This is a genomic window from Zhongshania aquatica (assembly GCF_027257955.1).
Taxonomy (GTDB): Bacteria; Pseudomonadota; Gammaproteobacteria; order Pseudomonadales; family Spongiibacteraceae; genus Spongiibacter; species Spongiibacter aquatica.
In genome coordinates, this window is sequence record NZ_JANZNQ010000011.1 from 61,584 (window position 1) to 80,392 (window position 18,809).

The window sequence follows — 18,809 nt, forward strand, 5'->3', positions numbered from 1 at the left end:
GAGAGTAAACAGATGCAATCTAGGCAAAATCAACCTGATGAAAGCAAACGAGAATTCCTTCAATCATCCCTGATTTTGGCGGCGATTTCCTTTGGATATTTAGTATTAGATGGCTGTTCATCTCTATCTTATTCAACTATAGCCAAGGAGCAAACTATGAACACTGAAGGTAACGAACGATTTACTAGAGGATGGGATAAGCTTAAGGAAATTGATGGGGAGGCTGGCGAAAAAGTGATTGAATCATTGAAGAATATAGCCCCAGATTTGGGGCGATACACGATTGAATACCCATTTGGGGATATCTATAGTCGGCAAGGCTTGGATTTAAAATCTCGTGAAATTGCAACTGTAGCGGCTCTTACCTCTATGGGTAATGCAGCTCCCCAACTCAAAGTCCATATTAATGCAGCGTTGAACGTTGGATGCACACCAGAGGAAATAGTCGAAATCATTATTCAAATGTCTGTCTACGCTGGGTTTCCAGCTGCATTAAATGCAGCATCTGCTGCTAAAATAGTGTTTGTTGAGCGGGGAATAATCAATGTATAACAAAGCGTTGCACCGGACAAGCCGGTGAACGCGACGTTAGGTTGCAAAGGATTTATATACATACAAGGAACAATCGCAGATGCTCATTCTTGAAATCATCGCATTGCTGTCGTGCTCTCTGTTTGCGGGTGCTGCAATTTACATAAACATCGCGGAACATCCGGCCCGATTAGAATGTGGTACCGAACTTGCCGCAAGCGTCTTTGGGCCAAGCTATCGCCGAGCGGCAGCAATGCAGGCGTCACTAGCATTGATCGCAACGATTAGCGGTTTAGCCGTTGCTACTACCGCCGGCTCATATCTTTGGTATTTGGGCTCCGCACTAATATTCTCGGTGGTGCCTTTCACGTTCATTGCAATCATGCCAACGAACAAGCAATTGCTTGATCTAGAGCGGGACCGAGCATCAGACGATACCCTCAAGCTGTTGCGGAAGTGGGGCCGATTGCATGCAGTTCGAAGTGGCCTAAGTATTGTCTCAGCAATCTTGTTTTCATATGCCGCAATCGCCGCAACCTAACAATCCAGGGCAGTGGGACGCTCTTATTGTGCGTCGGTTTTCCGCTCTTGTTGCTGTTGCATGCGTGGCGCACATATAGCCGTAGGCCAGCAAAAATCGCGGTAGTATTTCGGGCTTTATCCATCAATGGCTTCACTTCATGGTTACTTGTCATTCAAACCTGAGTTCTAGAAAATGGTAGTTCCCAAAGCCAAGTTCAATCGCCTGCAAAAAAAGCATCCTAGCAGCGTTATATTTCAAGGAAACTATGTACTACGAATATGAAGATTATCGTATAAGTGATGATCATGAAGAGATTCAGCTAGAGATCGTAGAATCTCTATTAAGATCGTCATACTGGGCCAGTGAGAGAAGCTTAGAAACTATGAAAATATCCATAGAAAATAGCATTTGCTTTTCACTTTTCTTCAATGGTGATCAAGTTGGTTTTGCACGAGTAGTAACCGATTTTGCTTCGGTCGCCTATATCGCTGATCTAATAATTCATCCCGATCACCGTTCTAAGGGCATAGGGAAATGGATGTTCGGAGTTATAGTTAATGACCCACGTTGGTGTTCCATGTTCCAATTTTTAGCTACAGATGATGCTCATGGTTTATATGAGCAGTTCGGCTTTTCGGGCAGCACTAAATTAATGAGTACAAAAATATAGCGGCTGCACTGGACAAATTTCCGTTGCCACCTTTTGTGCAAAAATACCCACAAAAGCCGCCATCAAAAATTTTCTCGGTGACCCTAGCGTTATGTATTTAATGCCCAAAGGAGTGATATGTGAAAAGAAGTAATTCAACAACAGAAAGGCTGTTTAGGTCTGCAGGAATTTCTGAGGGCATGAAAGTCCTTGAACTGGGAAGTGGCCCCGGAGAGATATCTGAACTTCTGAGTGATATTGTCGGTCCTGCTGGCAGTGTGCTAGCCATTGATCGCAGTGAAGATATGATATCTTTCGCCTCGAAAAGTCTCGAGAAATCAGGAAGGAGCAATGTACGTTTTTTACAAGCCGATTTGAATGATGCTCCGAAGTACTTGGAAAGCATTGATCTTTTGTCTTTTGATGCAGTGGTTGGCCGTCGGGTTCTGATGTATTTGCCCCGCCCTGATAGAGTTCTTTCCAGTTTGTTACCTTGGTTGCGAGAGGGTGGCTTAGTCGTTTTTGAGGAGCACGACTCTACTATTTGTCCGGGTTTTGTTACTGCTATGCCAGCACACGAACGAGGCGTATCTTTGCTCGAAAAAATGCTTGCCGAAGAAGGTGTTGATACGTCTATGGGATTCCATTTGCCGGCTACTTTTTCTAAAGCCGGACTAAAGTTTGAGGCAATTTGGGCAGAGGCGGTTATCGACGGGCAAGGCGACCAATATTCCCTTGGGGAGCTTTTGGAATTGCTTAAATCACGTATGGAGTCGTCGAATGTTGCCGTCGCGTCTGAAATTGATGAGCTGATAGCACAAATTGAAATAGAGAGGGAGCCGACGACGGTATTTGTTAGTGGAATGCGTTTCTGTTCCAAGGCTATAAAAAGGTGAAGCGTAACAAATTAGGCCAGCAGAAAATAAAATCAATCTTGTTAGCGGATGGGTGCTAGATGTTTAGACTTTATGGCGCTTTGTGCCTTTTTTGCGCTCTCAGTGCTTGTGCTGGCCACCCGGATTGCGAGCAGTCCGATTTTTTGGGGCATTGCAAAAAGTGGAAGGGGCAGGAAAATTCGTGTGAGAAACCCGATTTTCTTGGTTTTTGTCCTCCACAGTAGAATGTGAATTAATTGAGGATGTATTGCTTGAGCTTATTTAGGTAAAAGTGCGAGCTTGTGTATTATTCTTTGCCGACAAGATTTTTTTTTAAATAGCGCATGATAGGCGGGAGGAATATTATAGCTTGGTTCGGGGGCCTCAATCTGGCCTTCTATTTAAAGTGTTTAAATTATTCTAAGGCGATTAAAAAACTCAAAAATGAAACATCCTAAACATCAAGTCATTATTAAATTTCTAATCTTATGTTCAATTTTAATATCTTATTTTGCGTATTTGACCTACCAGTATGATTTGCTAACGGGTGGCGTCGCCGCCTTAATTACTTGGAGTTTCTTCGTGTTGTGCACACCAGTGGCGGATGCTGGTTTTCTCTTGGATTTCCCCTTGCGGCTGCTGTTCGGTATTCGTATGGTGGTATCGGAAGTGGTGGTTTGGGCTATTGCTATCTCGGTTAACACCTTGGCATTGTTGTATTTTCGTGACTTTTATCAGACCACGATGCTCACTCGTTTAATGGAGGCGATATTAACCACGCCGTTCCCGTATTGGTTCGTTATTATTCTTTCGGGAATAGGCACATTTTTATCTATTCGTTTTGGTGATGAGCTAATGGATGTTCTGCATCATAGAGATCGTGAATACTTCCATAGCAATCATTTTAAGTACGAGCTTGTTTTGGTGGTGTTCTTTATTTTTGTACTATTTGGCTATTACGAACTTATTGCTTCCTTGGGTATTAATATTAAAGGCGAGTAGTGTTGTTCGGTTTATCGTAGAGCCAGGGTGCCAGACAAATAAAGCCTATTAGTTATTCTGCGTAAGTTATTGCTAGTCAGATTTTTGCGGGCCAAGTCTGATAAGTGCAGTGAACGTAGCTCGCTTGTGTTACTCGCAGTTAACTAATTTTATGTAAGACGGGTCTATGACGGTCGATGGGTTCATGCCGAAGACTTCATTAAATGCTCTGTCAACATGGGCGAGATCGTGGAAGCCTGCCTCAATCGCTAGATCGGTGAACTTAAGACCTCGTTTCCATAGTAAGGCTCCCCTCCAAACGCCCCGCCAGCGAGCGTATTGTCCGATAGTGAAACCAGTGTTCTTTTTGAAGAGCTCGCGTAGACGCGAGGGGGAGAGGTGTACTTGTTCTGCTATCGCTTCCGCTCGAACTTCATCAAATGGCAAATCATCTAAGATTTTGCAGGCCCGGATAATTCGGTCATCCATATCGGCTTGAGTCTTGCCGCTATCCCCGGTGATGGTTTGTACGACATCTCTGAGCAATGTCTTGATAACGTCGGGCGAGGCAGTCTCAGTCATGGCCTTGCGAATAATGGGCAGTAAGTGTTCAAAGTCCTCAATGGCAAGATCAAGAATATCCTGCTTACCCAGTATGTTTTTCAACGCTGAATATTCGGGCATGTCGAGCGGGATATAAAACAATGCGATATGGCTGTTCAGTGCCTGCACTTTTTTTCGACCCGCGCGAGGTGCGACAAGAGAGGCGCGTGTGACTAGCGTTTTGCCTTCGACCTCAATCGTATAGGGCTCGTTGCAGGCGATTCGAATTGTCGCGCAAAGTGGGCTCGTGGGTCGATCTAGTAATAAGGTCGGTGCCAACAATACCAAGCTACATGGCCAGTAGTAGATGGTCACTCCGGCTGGCGTAGGGTGGGTGGCGCCATGACTTTTCTCGTTATTTTGCGATGTCACTGATATCGCTCCGCCTATTCAAATACCGTCGTTTCATACAAGCGTGATCGTACGTCGAAGCGCTAGAGTAGGCAATGTTATATATACCTGACAACAATAATATCAAAGATAGGGGAATGTGATGGTTCGTGTAGTATTTTTATCTCTGATTGTTTTTATCATTGCAGCGTGCGGTGGTAAAGAGAGTTCAATAGACGAGGACGCGCTCAGTGTCGCCGCTGGTGAGGAAGGTGCAGCGCCTTGTCCGATTGCCAATGAGTCAAGTGCGAGAGGCATGCCTTCAGAATCAAGAATCTTCGGCTGGATTGAGGACTTAGTGGGTATCGGTTTTAGACGCACTGGAACGCCGGCTGGCTATGCTGCCGCAGCCTACGTGAAATGCCAGTTCGAAAGTCTGGGGCTTGAGAATGTTCACTATATAAAAGCAATTTCTTGGAAGTGGGAAGCCACGAATAGTAGCGTGGAAATTGGCGGTGAGCCAGTTGATACCTTTCCATCGGTCTTTTTATCCGTTACGCCTGACGAAGGTTTTGTCTTTTCAACAGACCGAAGGGTACTGGCAGCACAGTTGATTGATATTGCTACTGCGTTTATTGATGCTATAGATGTGACGCCTTCTGATCAGATTGGGCTACCTTTAGCAGCCCTCGATTCAGAATTTGGTTTGCAGGTAATGTTATGAATAAATATCTCATAATATTTTTATTCTCCCTGTTAACTGCTTGTCGCGGAGGAGATAGTCCCGTTAACGACAACTCTGATTCAGGAGTTGGGGTAGAGGAAAACGGTAATGAAGAGTCAGCGTACGCGGTTCCAAGTACCCCGCATGCTTACATCCCGCCGGTTGCTGTTGTCGGTTGGCAATTTATGGAGCCCGGTCTGATAGTTGAGGTGTTTGATGCGCCTGAATTTAGCCAACTCGACGGTGCAGAAAGTGCATTGTTTGTGAGGTATACGACGACGGATGTACAGGGGAATCCGGCGCTAGCTTCGGGGCTAGTGCTTTTTCCTGATCAGCAGCCTTTTGCGGAAGGTGATTGGCCGCTTGTGGTCTACGGGCATATGACGACGGGTGCGGCTGATGCCTGCGCGCCAAGCCATATATCTCCAGATTCTACCGAACTGCAAAAGATGCAGCAGGGTGATGAGATTGCTAGGCGTTTGTTGGCGTCGGGTGTGGTGGTTGCGCGTCCTGACTACGAGGGTATAGGAGAGGCCGGGCCACACCCGTATTTGCGGGGCGATTCCTTGGCGCGCTCCATGAGAGATATGGCTTCAGCGGTGGCAACGCACTGGCAAGACATAGGGGATCGCTGGGTCGCCGCTGGACATTCAGAGGGTGGGGTTGCTGCACTAAATACAGGTAGTCGCATGCATCCGGAGGCTCGGGGTTTAACTTTGGTTGGTGTTGCCGCCGTTACCCCTGTGACGCAATTAGAGAATCTGGTGCTGATAGCAGAATCTCTGCCGGTTACCGGGCCCGGTATTAATGAGTCGGTTGCTTTGGCTGCATTGGTTGCTCATGGCATTGCCGCAGTCGATCCGGCATTCAAACGTCTGCTTTTGGAAGAGGGAGGTTTGTCAGAGCGGGCACTTGAGCTGTGGCCGGATATTGAACGCCTGTGTCTTGCCGATTTATCCAGAGCAGAATCTTGGGGGGGCTTGCCGCCTGATCAAGCAAAAGGGCCCAAGGGAGATGAGGCCCTAGCAGAATTGCGTCGTGCGCTGGCAGAGGATGATGTGCGCCATCTGCCAATGCGATTTGATGTGCCGATTCGGATTGACGCAGGTATTCTGGATTTGGTTGCACATCTGCCCTATACAGAACAATTAGTAGAAACCTATCGGAATAACGGTTATTCGGTGACCTACGGGCGCTGGCCTGCTCCGCATTCTCCTACTGCCGATATGGCCGCGCCAAGCATCGTATCCTGGATAATTCAGCAATTTCAGGATTGATAAATGCACTTTTATGATCCGGAGTGTTTTATTCGCTGAGGTTGTTTTTACATTTAGCCTTTTGAGTTGAACTCTCGGAGGTGATTGAAATATTGCGGCTGATAATCAAATGCCGTGTTATTAAGTAACGAGGCTTGAATCTCTTTGTTTTGACTCTGTTTGGCCGTACATATAATTGTGATAACTTGTTGAGATTCAAGCCTTTTTATGTCCCATTTGCGGGGCCAAAATGAGGTAGTAGTGTGAATAGATATCTCGTGATATTCATATTCTGCTTTTAGGGAGAGTATGCTTTTGGGGAAATACTGACAGGAGTTAAAGGGGCGGCAAAACCATAACGATGAGTTAGAGTTTCCGGCTACAAGTGGCCTCGACGGCTATGCGACTAGCCATGACAACTTACCATATATTCAATTTTGTGTACTTTCTTCGTGACGTGATAGTGAAATGGAAATAATATTGCTGACTACTACATTTAGCTGTTAAAGGAACGTCACTTGAAAATAATAACCTTAACTACTGCGTGCATGTTGCTTTTTACACCGCTTGTTCACGCTAAAGTTTTTTCACCAAGTTTTGCGTTGAAAGGTATCCCGGAAGTTGAAAAAAGTGCCTATGACGCCCAGTTGGCAGACATTACTAAGCAAGCGCGTACTAAATTGGTTGGAACTGGAACCTATGAAGTATTTGAGGATGAACTAGAAGTTGCACCATTAGTCATTGTCATTGATTTTCAGGATAGGCAGAAAGTAGATCAAAATGTGAGTGTAGTAGGTGAGTACCGCGCTTGGATGAGTGATTCAGATTATCAAGAGTTAGCGACGGAAGCCGATATTAGATTCACGAAGAAACTCAGAGAATCACTAAATGAAGTCTACTCGCTCAGTGAAGCTCCGCAACGCGTCGCCGAGAATCCTAAGAAACCATACAACGTTTCTTTCCCCGTTTCGCCGTCAGGATTAAACAGTAAAATGCCGTCAGAGAAACATACGGCGGTTGCAGATGGCCAAGGTGGCTTTAGTAGTGAAAAGGCATTGAAAGCAACCGAGCTTGCTTCGGAAGACGGGGATTCGGTTATCTTCTTTCCCTATGTGAACATGGTTTTTCATAAGCAAAATGCCGGTGTTTCTCAAATGAGTGGCGAGGTGCTGATCAATTATGTTGTGGAAATGAATGGCTATTTTTTATTGTGCGTTCCACAGAACTGTTTATCCGCTAAATTGGCTGATAAAAACTACATTAATTTTATTGCGCCACTAGTACATTTTAGATCTATCACCTCAGACGAAACACAAAAAGAGGTGTTTTGGTACGGTCAAGAATTGCTAGCGCAAATGGTCAGTAATTTTGTTGTAGAAGGCTTCGATGTACTTGCCGATTTTGGTGATGAAATCGAAGATGAATGAGCTTCGAGTTGGGAATAATCTTGCCAATGGTGAGTCGTATTGCCACCTGAAGCAGGTGTTTAAATATTGGTTGTTGGTTTGATGTGTTAGATCACTAAAATCAAAAAGGCATCCACATACTAAATGGATGCCTAATTTTTCTTCGATAGGCCACTTTCTTCCCATTTCCAAAAGTAGGTCAGCAATTGATCTGAGGCTAAACGTGCACGAATGGGCAAGAAAACCGGATACTGAATACAATCCAACTATCTGAACCGTGGTCACAATAGGGTTCTGATTAGATGGCGGTTGTCTCTGGAGGCTTAGTAGTTTTATGCATTTGACGTATCGTCGCTATCATGTTCAAAAACTGCAATGTTTGATATTCGCTATCGTAAAAAGCAGCAAACACCATCTCACTTGCGTTACTTTTGGGGCAACAACTTTAAACCAACCGACAGAATACGATCTCCCTCAAGACTTTGCACAATGAGTTTTACCGGCCCTATTCGAACGTTATCGCCAATGACGGGTTTGCCGTGAAAGTGCTTAACAATAAATTGTGCTACTGATATATCGCCCACGTTAGGATCGGGATCGAAACCATAGGCTTGGGCGATGTCGGCTAATTTCGCGTCGGGCTGTAGCGAAAACTCGCCAAAGAAGTAGCTTGTGTTAGGTGAGGGTGACGGCGTGCTAGCTGCAAATACCCGAGCGAGTCCAGTTTTGGCACTGGTTGACGATAAGATGACAACTTGGTCGTCGTCTTTTAGCGTTTGTTCCTCTTTGTTCTCTACCAGTATTCCGTGTCTAATAATTCCGAGGAATTGGCTGCCTTCTTTCATGGGTAAGTTTTTTGCTGCCAAACCGGCTGCGCGACTTTCTGCCACTACGCTGTATATCAATAGTTCTTTGTCGTTGTCGTGCATAAGCGTTAAGTGCTGGTGTTTAGGCTCTTTGTTGGATGGTGGCAGTTCTATCTGCAGCCATTTCGCAATCGGCGCGATTGTCCAGCCTTGTAGAATGAGAGAGATCAAAACCACGAAAAATACCAGCTCGAAATAGGTTTGTGTGTGCTCTAATCCCGCCAGGGAGGGAAACAAGGCAAGAATGATGGGGACTGCACCGCGCAGGCCGCACCAGCCGATAAAAACTTGCTCGCGCCAGGGGAAGTGGAATGGCAGCAGAGACAGCCAAACCGCTATGGGTCGAGCAATGAATATGAGTACGAATGCGATGGCCAAGCCGGGTAATATAAAGGGAATCAGGTTGCTCGGTGTAATAAGTAAGCCGAGCATTAGAAACATACCTATTTGGCTTAACCAAGCCATGCCGTCATGAAAACGACGAACGTCATTACTGAAGGGCAGGGGGGTATTGCCAATCATGACGCCCGTGATAAAAATGGCCAGAAAACCACTTCCATCGAGAACGGTGGTTCCGCCGAATATACTGAGCCCACCCGCGAGGGTTAGCAAAGGATAAAGTGACGGAGTGAGGCGCAGCGTTTTGAGTAGAAGCGTCAATAGATAGCCACCGGCAAGGCCAATGGCTAAACCTAGACCTATTTGGCTGAGCAGCTCTTGGACTACCGTCCAACCTAGACTGGCGCCACTGTCGCTTATTTGCAGTATTTGCACCATGGTAATGGTCAAGAAAATTGCCATCGGGTCGTTTGATCCCGACTCAATTTCGAGCGTCGCACTGGTACGTTCTTTTAATTCTAGCCCCGCTGTTCTCAGCAGCCCAAATACTGCTGCGGCATCGGTGGATCCGACAATAGCGCCAATTAGCAGCCCCTCTTGCCAAGATAAATTTAATATCCAGTGCGCTGCGAAGCCGGTGATCGCGGCTGTTGCGAATACGCCCAGCGTAGCCAGCGACAGTGCGGGTTTTAGACTGACCCGGAAGGTATCCTTTCGGGTGCCTAGACCGCCGTCAAATATGATAATAGCTAGGGCTAAGTTGCCATATAGAAATGCTAGGCTGAAATCATCAAATGTGATGCCGCCAAAACCATCTTCGCCAGCGAGCATGCCTAGTAATAGGAATACCAACAGCAGGGGTGCGCCGATGCGTCGTGATAGCACGCTCGCTATAACGCAGAGAAACGCGAGGACTGCGCCACCGAAAATGTATTGGTATATAAGCTCTATAGTCACTAATTGATCCTGGTTAGCGTTTAAATTGCCCTTTATGGACAGATTTTTTCGGATTTTGATCTCAAGTAAGATGAATATTGTTTATCGTATTTATATACGCGCTAGCGATTACTTCGCAAGATTGCTGCGCGCTTGAAATGTTACTATCTAAGCTTCATAGAGGAATATCTTGCTTAAATAACCCGTGGATGGCGAATTGATATTGTAATGCAATAGTTTGCGCTAGTGATGCGCTCTGCGTTAGTTTGTTTCTGAACATAAGCGTTTGTTCGTTTTGCAGTTCTTTCGTCTCAGGACCTCGTTGCAACACAGGCATGATAGTCAGATCTAGCCATACGCGTGGCGCGTTTTAACAACCCACACTAAATGCAAGAAATCTAGCGTTTACTTATACTTTCTCCCAATTACCATCTGATTGATAAACGTGTCTTAATAGTCGATTGACTTACGTTGCAATAGCAACAAGCCATTTTTGAAGACTGGAGAGTATTAATGAAAAAAGTTCTGATTCCCGTCACAAATCACGCCACGCTAGGTGATACAGATAAAACAAACGGGACGTATGCCCCGGAGCTTACTCATGCCCTGCAGGTATTGTTAGAAGCAGGGCTAGACTACGACATTGCCTCGATAAAAGGCGGCAAAGCGCCGCTTTACGGCACCGATATCGAGGGTGATTCGGTTAACGAGGCCATTCTAAATAATGAAGAATTTCAAAATCGTATCAACAATACGCTAGCGGTTTCGCAGGTGAATATTGATGACTATGCTGCCGTATTCTATCCTGGTGGCTTCGGTCTGTTGTCGGATTTAGCAATGAATGAAGACTTTGCCAAACTCAGCGCCAAGCATTATGAGGGCGGTGGAATCTTGGCTGCGGTGTGTCATGGTCCAGGTGCTTTATTGCCGATTACACTGAGTAGTGGTGAAAAGCTATTAGCCAGTAAATTTGTTACTGGCTTTACACGGGAAGAGGAGATCGATTTTGGCACTCTTGCCGATATTCCTTTCCTGCTTGAGGAATCGCTTGCTCGAAGCGCTGCGCGTTACAGTAAAGTTCAGCCTTGGGGGGTGTTTGTAATTGAGGACGAACGGGTGATAACTGGACAAAACCCGGCAAGCGCTCATGCTGTTGGTGAGGCGCTCGTTCGGCATCTGGCTTAGTCTAACAAGTGCTAATTGTGCTTGATTTCAATCTGTTTGTATTAACAGTTTGGGCTCGTCGCAATGCTGTATTTTCATCACCGTATATCTTAAATTGTTGTTTGTTTTTAAGCTAAAAAGGAACCCCCTGTTATGACCGCAATTAAGCTTCCAGATTATCTCCCTGCGTGGATGAGTGAGCATGTAAATACTTATCTTGAAGACGGTGAGGCCGGTCATTTGTGGGATGCTAGCTTGGGTGGTGGCAAAGGCAAGCTAACCACATTATTACTGACAACCAAGGGGCGTAAGTCGGGTAAGACTTTAATACTTCCGTTAATTTACCGACCTACAGATAATGGCGGTTTTTGTGTTATTGCCTCTAAAGGCGGCGCGCCCGAGCATCCGGCTTGGTTCCTGAATTTACAAGCGAATCAAGACATACAGCTAAAAGTGATAAATGACGAGTTTAAAGCCGTAGCTAAAGTTGCTACCGGGGCGCAGCGTGAAGAGTTGTGGAATTTGATGGAGGATTATTTTCCTCCGTACGCAAATTATAAAGCAGCTACGGATAGGGAAATTCCCGTTGTGGTTTTTTATCCTGCTTAAATGACTTAGAGAATGGCCGGGAATTGAAATCCATACGTATTACAAAGTGTGCGGCGAAACCTGTATGTAGTACCGTTAGAAGCATTGCCCTCGGCCTGAGGCTGCGGGCCCTAGTGTTAATTTAGTGTTTGGACTAAGTGCCGCGTATCTTTAGCGTAAATTTATTTTGGATGCTACGTATACGAGATGTGCGAATATTTTATGTCGTTTATTGGCTAAGCTTAGGTTTTAAACATTTAGAATGTAAGATATCAAATATACTATTTTCGCATTCTTGGAATATCTCCGTTTGTTGATGAGAACACCGTTTTTTGTAAACTAGTAGATTTGCGCGGACTCACCATTCGTGGTCGAGCGAAATGAAAATTGCTTTAAGAGGCCTTGTTGACACTCTTTTGAGTAGACTTCTTGTAGCAGCGAACTAACCGTGCTGCTCATTTCGAAAAAGTCAGGTAACAATTTGTCAATTAGCGCCTGATCTCCGGCACATTTTGCACTTAACATTATTTTGGCAATTTCATAGCAGTTTTTGTACACAGTATTAAGCTGGTTATAGGCTTCAATATCGACACTGTCCGTTACTTCAAGTAGGAATATTCCTGTTGCCGCGTCTTCAGGCTCGAAAGGCACAATATTAATGTTTGCATTTGACATGTAGAGGGAGCAATGAACCTTTCGAACCCACTCAATGTAGTCCACCATGGCCTTGTAAACATGTCCATGGATAAACGTGCGCCAAACGAGTTTTTTATTTAAAAACTCGATTAGTGTCGGAAGCGCTAGTGGTTTACTGATGTAATAGCCTTGGGCGTGTTCGCATCCGACTCCCATCAAGTAACCAACAAGGTCTTGGTTATCTACGCCTTCTGCAATAGAGTCCATTTTAAGTTGGTGGGCGAGTTTAATACTATGATCTAGTAGCGTAAGACCATCAGGCGTTGCCATAGCATCTTTAGTAATGCTGTAGTCTATCTTTAAGCAGGTAAATGGCAGATTACGTAGTTGGTCAAAAGTCGCGTGTGCCGTTCCAAAGTCATCAATCGCTAGTCCAATATTATTTGCTTTTAGTTCTGCTATTTGTAGTAAGCCCGTGTCACTAAGCGATAAGGCCGAGCTTTCGGTTAACTCGATTTTAATCTTAGAGCGATCGATGCCAGAGTCGTCTATAAGGCTAAATAATGTTGGAATAAAAGTATCATCACTAAGATCTTTGGCTGATATATTGAACGATGAAACAATAGTTTCATTTGCTAGAAGTATACTTTTTTGATCGTCGAGGAAGCGCGGGATCATTGCTTTGGTGATTTCTGTTATAAAGCCGGTTTCTTCAGCAAAAGGTATGAACTCCGAAGGCGCGATCAAATCGCCATTGTTTTTTTTCCACCGGATAAGTGCTTCGACACCGTCTATCTTGCCTGTCCGTAACGAAAGTATAGGTTGGTAATGGAAAAGAAATTCATTATTTTTTAGTGCGTCTGATAGTTGTTCTACAGTTAAATTTTCGACAGCCATTTTATCTTCCTCGATATTTTCTATGCCAAAGCATTGGAAAGCCGAGCGCGCTCGCTATCAGGCTAGGTGCTTTGCTAAATTCGACGCAACTCATTAACTTTATAGAGAAAAATGTGGGGAATAATGTTTAGGGCTGTTTTGAGAAAATGAGCATACCTGCCGCAGTATCGAGCATATCCCTAGATGGTAAAGAAGTATACGTATTTGTTTGTTGCTATATCAATTTATTAGGATGTTGTTTATGTGATGACGCAAGCGTTCGGTCGCTAACTCGATTAGTTTGATAAATGTTGCTGCGAATTGTGTGGCGAGTTTCGCATTTTAAGTGCTGGCGTTATTCATATTCTATGTGGCGCTCAGGGGCTTTCAGCTCGCTTGACTCCATTCATAGCGCGATATTAACGAGTTCAACTTGAAATTTTTCCGCGTAAATTTGGGGCTGTGTTTTATGCAGACTCACTGTCGCGCAGCCGTTAAATTTCAAAAATGCGGGAAGCCTTTGACATAGCAGGTTAAAAAACTTGTCAGTATTATTTAGGGATGTTTCTAAGGCTAAATGATGGATATATAAGTGGGATTTCTGTCGGTCGGCTTTGCAATCCATTCTTGCTACAAGATTACCGTTACACAATAGGGGTAGTGAGAAATAGCCGTACTGACGTTTCGATTCAGGTACGTAGCACTCAATTAAATAGTCAAAATCGAACAGCGCTTTGGTGCGCTTGCGCTGAATTAGTAAATTGTCGAAGGGGGATAATATTGTCAATCTATCGCGAGGCAGCGGTTTGTTTATCAGCTTCATTGAGTTGCTTAGTGCATAGTATGTATTGCCAGCGACCTCGACTTGCTCTAGTTCGCCGCTGGATATCATCTCCCTGAGCATCGAGGTGATGAGTGGCTTTGTATTCTTTAGCAAATAACCTATTTCGTTAGCTTGACCCAGTCCATTTGCCTGTAGATAACGCTTAATAAGAAACCGTGCATGTTCGTCTGGTGTCGGAGTTGATGTGTTTATATTCACTGGCAGTACGCGTTCAGTTAGGTCGTAAACTTTATGGAAATTGACGCGGCTTGCGATCATCAATTCACCCTGCATATAAAGGCTTTCCAGTGCACGTTTTGCAGGTTTGGCGCTCCAATCCTGACGTTTTTTACCCGTATGCTCAAAGTCCTTGGCCTTTAACGGGCCTTCTTCCCTTATGCGTTTTAGTACTTCCTTCATGAGTTTAGGTTCGGGTGCATACCAGTGACGTTGATCGCCGTTGGCGATGGCGTGCTTGCGCGGCAAACTGTGGCGATAGTCACGCATAGGCAAATATGCGGCTGCGTGTGACCAGTATTCGAAGACTTTCTTGTCGGCGACTAGTTGGTCGAGTTGCTCAGCTTTGTAGCGCGGGTTGCGATTCCACAAGGTGTGGTGATGTGCGCGCTGAATGGCAGAGATGGTATCTATTTGCACATAACCGAGGTGCTCGATAGCTGCCAAGGTAGCTTCTTGTGCACTCCCACTTTGTTTGGTGGCGGGCAGCCGCTGGGAGTGTAATACGAGCTTTCTGGCTTCTTGTTCTGAAAGCTGGAATGTCATTTTTGCGGTCTTGCCTTAAGCATACTTTGCCAGTATTCGGGTGATGTCTTCTACGCCGGTTTCCATGTCGTCGGTCATGACAGCGTGTTTTTCCAGTTCTTGAGACATTGCGCAGGACATCATAGTGAAAAAGGCCTTGTCCATCGCCTTACGCGCCGCCGCCATTTGCGCCGCAATGGCTTCGCACTCTTCGCCATTTTCAAGTTGGCGTTGAATACCACGAATCTGGCCTTCAATACGACGGAGTCTGTTAGTGAGGTCTTTGCGTTTCTTTACCCATTTGTCCACGATGAGTTTCCTCTCGTTGTTTGCATTGGTGTGTTGGATAGTATTGCGTTCAGCAAATACGACGTTCTTAGTGTACCTCATCAGGTATACGCCTACGGGTATATTTTTGATGTTCAAACGAGTGATTTTATAGGTGTATGGCGAGTCGTTCTGGGTGAACGGCTGTCCGGTAATCGTATTGTCTCGGCGGCGAGGAATGGTACTATGCAATTGAAATACTATGTGTCAGCGCACCTAGATGGTGTCGCTGCTGATGTTGAGAAAAGCTATTTATGCGTTTGCCCGCTTTTATTTTGCACCGTCTACAGGCTAGAGCCGAAAAGATTTCCCTCCGTACACCCAGTAAAATCATTGGTACTGACTATTTGACGCGCTGGTATGTTATCCCGCGCAACCGCCTGTTCAATGTGTATCTGCATCATGTTACTGGCGATGACCCAGATACTAATTTGCACGACCATCCTTGGATATTCAATTCATCGATAGTTTTGCGTGGCCGGATACTAGAGGAAATGCCGGTTAAGGATAGAGTATTGGAGACTGGTAGTTTTACGACCCGTATGGGAAGAGCGCCGCACCGTTTGGTGTTGAATACACCCGATAGTCTCACACTGTTTATTACCGGACCAAAAATGCGGAAATGGGGGTTTTACACGCCTGCTGGCTGGGTGGATAGCAAGTCTTATTTACGTGCAGATGGCAACGGTCGAAATGTGACGACATTGTATTCTTTACCTGCAAAAAATGACGCCGCAGTACAGCTAGATACTAAAAAACGGTCAGCGTAATACCACGCTAGTTTTGTGGGAACTGATCGTAATATTTATCATTAATAATAAGAATGACATATGAAAACAAAAATTAAAGCAGCAGTGATACGGCGAGTGATCAAAGCGGACACTCTATTTCGTTGGTTAGGTAAGACCGCCAAACATATTCTTGTTCGCAAATGCGATATTGAAACCGGACATGGCCGTATTCCTCTGCGGATTTATCAGCCACCGGGTGATGGCCCGTATCCGGTTGTGGTTTACTATCACGGCGGTGGCTGGGTAATTGGTGACCTCGTCGTCTATGATCCGCTGTGTCGAGATCTCTGTAATCACAGCGATTGCATTGTTGTCGCGGTGGATTATCGGCTCGCTCCAGAACACCCGTTTCCAGCTGCACCCGAAGACTGTTTGGCTGCTCTCAAATGGACCTACGAACATATTGCGCAATATGGTGGCCTGCCAAATTCTATTGTAGTGGCTGGAGATAGTGCAGGTGGTAATTTGGCTGCGGTTACCGCGCTTCAGGCCAGGGAATGTTTGCCGGGAGTGGTTAAGGGACAGGTCTTAATATATCCCGTGACTGACCATTACGATCCGGGCACGCCTTCTTATGTAGAGAATGCTAAAGGCCCGGTGCTCACCCGTAATTTAATGGTATGGTTTTGGGATACTTATCTACAAAACAGTCCCTTGCTAGACGTTGGGCAAACCCGTCATCCACGTGCAACGCCGCTTACCCGCAGTGATTTAAATGACTTACCGCCAACCCTATTACTTACGGCAGAGCGAGATCCCTTGCGGGATGATGGCGCAAACTATGCTGCCCGCTTACAGCAGTATGACAATGAGGTGCAGTACAGTTTATATCCTGGTGCCTGCCACGGTTTTGTTGGTTTGCAGGGGGCAAATCCGGACCATAATAAAGCGATGGAAGAAATCAGTGCTTGGTTAGCAGCCCTGTTTATAAGGTAGGCAGCGAACATATAAACAAGCGGAACATAGGCAGTTAGAACGACGTTTTAGCGTAAAAAAATAGGCAGTACTGGTACTGCCTATCTCGAATCAATTTGCTTGAAAAAGCATTGGCTAATTTATTTGCCGATCGCGATTTTGCCAAAATGGTTCTCGCAAAATTTTCTTCAGTAATTTACCCGACGGATTACGGGGCAAAATGTCATAGTGCTCTACGCGACGAGGTATTTTGAATCCGGCGAGTTTGTCGCGGCAGTAGCTGATTAACTCTTCACTGCTGATTGTTTGGCCTTCTGCGCAAACAATGCATGCCAGTGGAGTTTCTCCATATTTATCGTCGGGTATGCCAACAACAGCCACATCTGAAATGGCGGGGTGTTTGCTGAGCACGTTTTCTATTTCAATAGGATAGATATTTTCGCCACCACTGACGATCATGTCCTTGATGCGATCGCGCAGGAATACATAGCCATCTTTATCGATCATGGCGGAGTCGCCGGTATGTACCCAGCCGTTAACGACGGTGTCGCGGCTGGCCTGTTCTAAATTAAAGTAGCCCGTCATATTGGATTCGGACCGGATAAGTAATTCACCGGTTTGTCCGCTCGGCATTGATTCGCCTTGTTTGTTCACCACTTTAACTTCTACACCCGCGTATGGCCGCCCGCAGGACTGCAGTAATTCCGGTCTGCCGTTTAGCGCCAAAATATGGTCGGCCGGTGATAGTGAAACCACCGTCCCCGTGGTTTCAGTCATGCCGTAGCACTGATAAAAGTCACACTTGAAGATACTCGCTGCTTTTTCAAGTAAGCCGGTACTGATTGGCGACGCACCATAGAGTAGTTGCTTTAGGTGGCTAAAATCACGTTGTTCTATATTGGGCACATACTCGATGATTGCCAAAATCATCGCTGGCACAATAAACATGTTATCTATTTTTAGTTGTTCAAGATCGTTCACAACGGCAATTGGATTAAAGCTGCTGTGCAGTACTACGCTGGCGCCCGCTAATATCGGCAGTATCAGGGTGCCAGAGCCGCCGATGTGAAAGTTCGGCGCGCATACCAAGTCACGGACTCCAGGGCCAGATTTTATTGGCATGGAGGTTTGACTCATTGTGTATAGGGCGATGATGTTGTGATGGCTGATCACCACGCCCTTGGGGTTGCCGGTGGTACCGCTGGTATACAATTGTAAAAAGGCTGAATAAGTGTTTGGCTGGCATACATCGTCGTTCGCAACATTGCATGAGTCACTGTTTTCTAGCCATTCTTGCCAGTTATGGCTCCCCAGGTCGGTGGTGGATATTACTGTTAAATCGCCAATTAGAGGCCGCAAGCCGTCGACTAACTCCGTTAGTTTGCCATCAGGGGCGAGTAGGATGCTGGCTTGGGAGTCTTTAAGAACAAACAAGACTTCTGCCGGCGCCAAACGGTAATTAATCGGTACGAGAACGGTGCCAATGCGACTACAGGCTATCATCAGGGCTAAATATTCGGGGCAGTTCTCACAGAGCACCGCAACGCGGTCGCCGTAGGCGATGCCTTGATTGCGCAAGGCTCGAACTAATTGCTGTGATTGTTCTGCGATGTCTTGATAGCTGAATTGCTTGCCAGAAAAAGTGAGGCAGTTGTTATCGGGGGCGCGCTGGCAGTGAAAATCGAAGAACTGGTGAACTTGCATAAGGTGCTTCCCGCAGGTTTTTTTTATTTATTACTGCGCTTGATTGTACTGCAATTGGGGGTAGCGACAAGAGTGAATGCGGCCTATCGTTCATTGCTCGTAGGTAGTGATTAGCGCTGTGCCAAACTGCAATACTTGCTATTCTTTGTCGTCGAATAGAGGGAGGAAGGATATCGCTTATCCTAGTAGACGTTGCTGCCCTCC

18 protein-coding genes are annotated in these 18,809 nt (G+C 45.7%); 12 read left to right on the top strand and 6 right to left on the bottom strand.

Annotated elements, in window-relative coordinates; translation table 11 throughout:
• Positions 1–12 precede the first annotated feature (12 nt).
• The 5 genes from O9X78_RS12505 (at position 13) to O9X78_RS12525 (ending at position 3,580) form a co-directional block, all read left to right on the top strand.
• Positions 13–552, top strand: a complete 540-nt coding sequence (locus tag O9X78_RS12505) for a carboxymuconolactone decarboxylase family protein (protein ID WP_350339235.1) — start codon at positions 13–15, stop codon at positions 550–552.
• 79 nt (positions 553–631) lie between these two features.
• Positions 632–1,072 (top strand): anthrone oxygenase family protein, encoded by a 441-nt coding sequence (locus O9X78_RS12510; protein ID WP_269620035.1) that lies wholly within the window; start codon positions 632–634, stop codon positions 1,070–1,072.
• Between the two features lie 247 nt (positions 1,073–1,319).
• Positions 1,320–1,724, top strand: a complete 405-nt coding sequence (locus O9X78_RS12515) for a GNAT family N-acetyltransferase (protein ID WP_269620036.1) — start codon at positions 1,320–1,322, stop codon at positions 1,722–1,724.
• A 119-nt stretch (positions 1,725–1,843) separates the two neighbouring features.
• On the top strand, positions 1,844–2,599 hold the full coding sequence (locus tag O9X78_RS12520) for a methyltransferase domain-containing protein (RefSeq protein WP_269620037.1): 756 nt from the start codon (positions 1,844–1,846) through the stop codon (positions 2,597–2,599).
• Positions 2,600–3,022: 423 nt separating this feature from the next.
• Positions 3,023–3,580 (top strand): hypothetical protein, encoded by a 558-nt coding sequence (locus tag O9X78_RS12525; RefSeq protein ID WP_269620038.1) that lies wholly within the window; start codon positions 3,023–3,025, stop codon positions 3,578–3,580.
• 129 nt (positions 3,581–3,709) lie between these two features.
• Here O9X78_RS12525 and O9X78_RS12530 read toward each other — a convergent pair whose 3' ends face one another.
• Positions 3,710–4,534, bottom strand: coding sequence for a helix-turn-helix domain-containing protein (locus O9X78_RS12530; RefSeq protein WP_269620039.1), 825 nt, complete (start codon positions 4,532–4,534; stop codon positions 3,710–3,712).
• A 121-nt stretch (positions 4,535–4,655) separates the two neighbouring features.
• On the opposite strand from O9X78_RS12530, the gene O9X78_RS12535 reads away from it, so the two are divergent.
• From O9X78_RS12535 to O9X78_RS12545, 3 genes are all read left to right on the top strand, one after another.
• The gene (locus tag O9X78_RS12535) at positions 4,656–5,216 is read left to right on the top strand and encodes a hypothetical protein (protein ID WP_269620040.1); all 561 of its coding nucleotides are present in this window, start codon (positions 4,656–4,658) and stop codon (positions 5,214–5,216) included.
• On the top strand, positions 5,213–6,493 hold the full coding sequence (locus tag O9X78_RS12540; RefSeq protein ID WP_269620041.1) for an alpha/beta hydrolase: 1,281 nt from the start codon (positions 5,213–5,215) through the stop codon (positions 6,491–6,493). Before O9X78_RS12535 ends, O9X78_RS12540 begins: the two co-directional genes overlap by 4 nt.
• Before the next feature lie 497 nt (positions 6,494–6,990).
• Positions 6,991–7,899, top strand: a complete 909-nt coding sequence (locus tag O9X78_RS12545; protein WP_269620042.1) for a hypothetical protein — start codon at positions 6,991–6,993, stop codon at positions 7,897–7,899.
• 404 nt (positions 7,900–8,303) lie between these two features.
• On the opposite strand, the gene O9X78_RS12550 is transcribed toward O9X78_RS12545, so the two are convergent.
• On the bottom strand, positions 8,304–10,040 hold the full coding sequence (locus tag O9X78_RS12550; RefSeq protein ID WP_269620043.1) for a potassium/proton antiporter: 1,737 nt from the start codon (positions 10,038–10,040) through the stop codon (positions 8,304–8,306).
• 492 nt (positions 10,041–10,532) lie between these two features.
• On the opposite strand from O9X78_RS12550, the gene O9X78_RS12555 reads away from it, so the two are divergent.
• Together O9X78_RS12555 and O9X78_RS12560 are read left to right on the top strand one after the other, a co-directional pair.
• Positions 10,533–11,204, top strand: coding sequence for a type 1 glutamine amidotransferase domain-containing protein (locus tag O9X78_RS12555; RefSeq protein WP_269620044.1), 672 nt, complete (start codon positions 10,533–10,535; stop codon positions 11,202–11,204).
• A 132-nt stretch (positions 11,205–11,336) separates the two neighbouring features.
• Complete coding sequence (locus O9X78_RS12560; protein WP_269620045.1) at positions 11,337–11,792, top strand: nitroreductase/quinone reductase family protein; 456 nt, start codon at positions 11,337–11,339, stop codon at positions 11,790–11,792.
• Between the two features lie 318 nt (positions 11,793–12,110).
• Here O9X78_RS12560 and O9X78_RS12565 read toward each other — a convergent pair whose 3' ends face one another.
• From O9X78_RS12565 to O9X78_RS12575, 3 genes are all read right to left on the bottom strand, one after another.
• Complete coding sequence (locus tag O9X78_RS12565) at positions 12,111–13,304, bottom strand: EAL domain-containing protein (RefSeq protein WP_269620046.1); 1,194 nt, start codon at positions 13,302–13,304, stop codon at positions 12,111–12,113.
• Positions 13,305–13,689: 385 nt separating this feature from the next.
• On the bottom strand, positions 13,690–14,889 hold the full coding sequence (locus O9X78_RS12570) for a winged helix-turn-helix domain-containing protein (protein ID WP_269620048.1): 1,200 nt from the start codon (positions 14,887–14,889) through the stop codon (positions 13,690–13,692).
• 15 nt (positions 14,890–14,904) lie between these two features.
• Positions 14,905–15,258, bottom strand: a complete 354-nt coding sequence (locus O9X78_RS12575; RefSeq protein WP_269620049.1) for a metal-sensing transcriptional repressor — start codon at positions 15,256–15,258, stop codon at positions 14,905–14,907.
• 191 nt (positions 15,259–15,449) lie between these two features.
• On the opposite strand from O9X78_RS12575, the gene O9X78_RS12580 reads away from it, so the two are divergent.
• Complete coding sequence (locus O9X78_RS12580) at positions 15,450–15,965, top strand: hypothetical protein (protein WP_269620050.1); 516 nt, start codon at positions 15,450–15,452, stop codon at positions 15,963–15,965.
• A 60-nt stretch (positions 15,966–16,025) separates the two neighbouring features.
• Positions 16,026–16,922, top strand: coding sequence for an alpha/beta hydrolase (locus O9X78_RS12585; protein WP_269620051.1), 897 nt, complete (start codon positions 16,026–16,028; stop codon positions 16,920–16,922).
• 114 nt (positions 16,923–17,036) lie between these two features.
• Here the strand turns inward: O9X78_RS12585 and O9X78_RS12590 are convergent, their stop codons facing one another.
• Entirely contained in the window at positions 17,037–18,605 is a 1,569-nt protein-coding gene (locus O9X78_RS12590; protein WP_269620052.1) for a long-chain-fatty-acid--CoA ligase, read from the bottom strand.
• Positions 18,606–18,809: the final 204 nt, after the last annotated feature.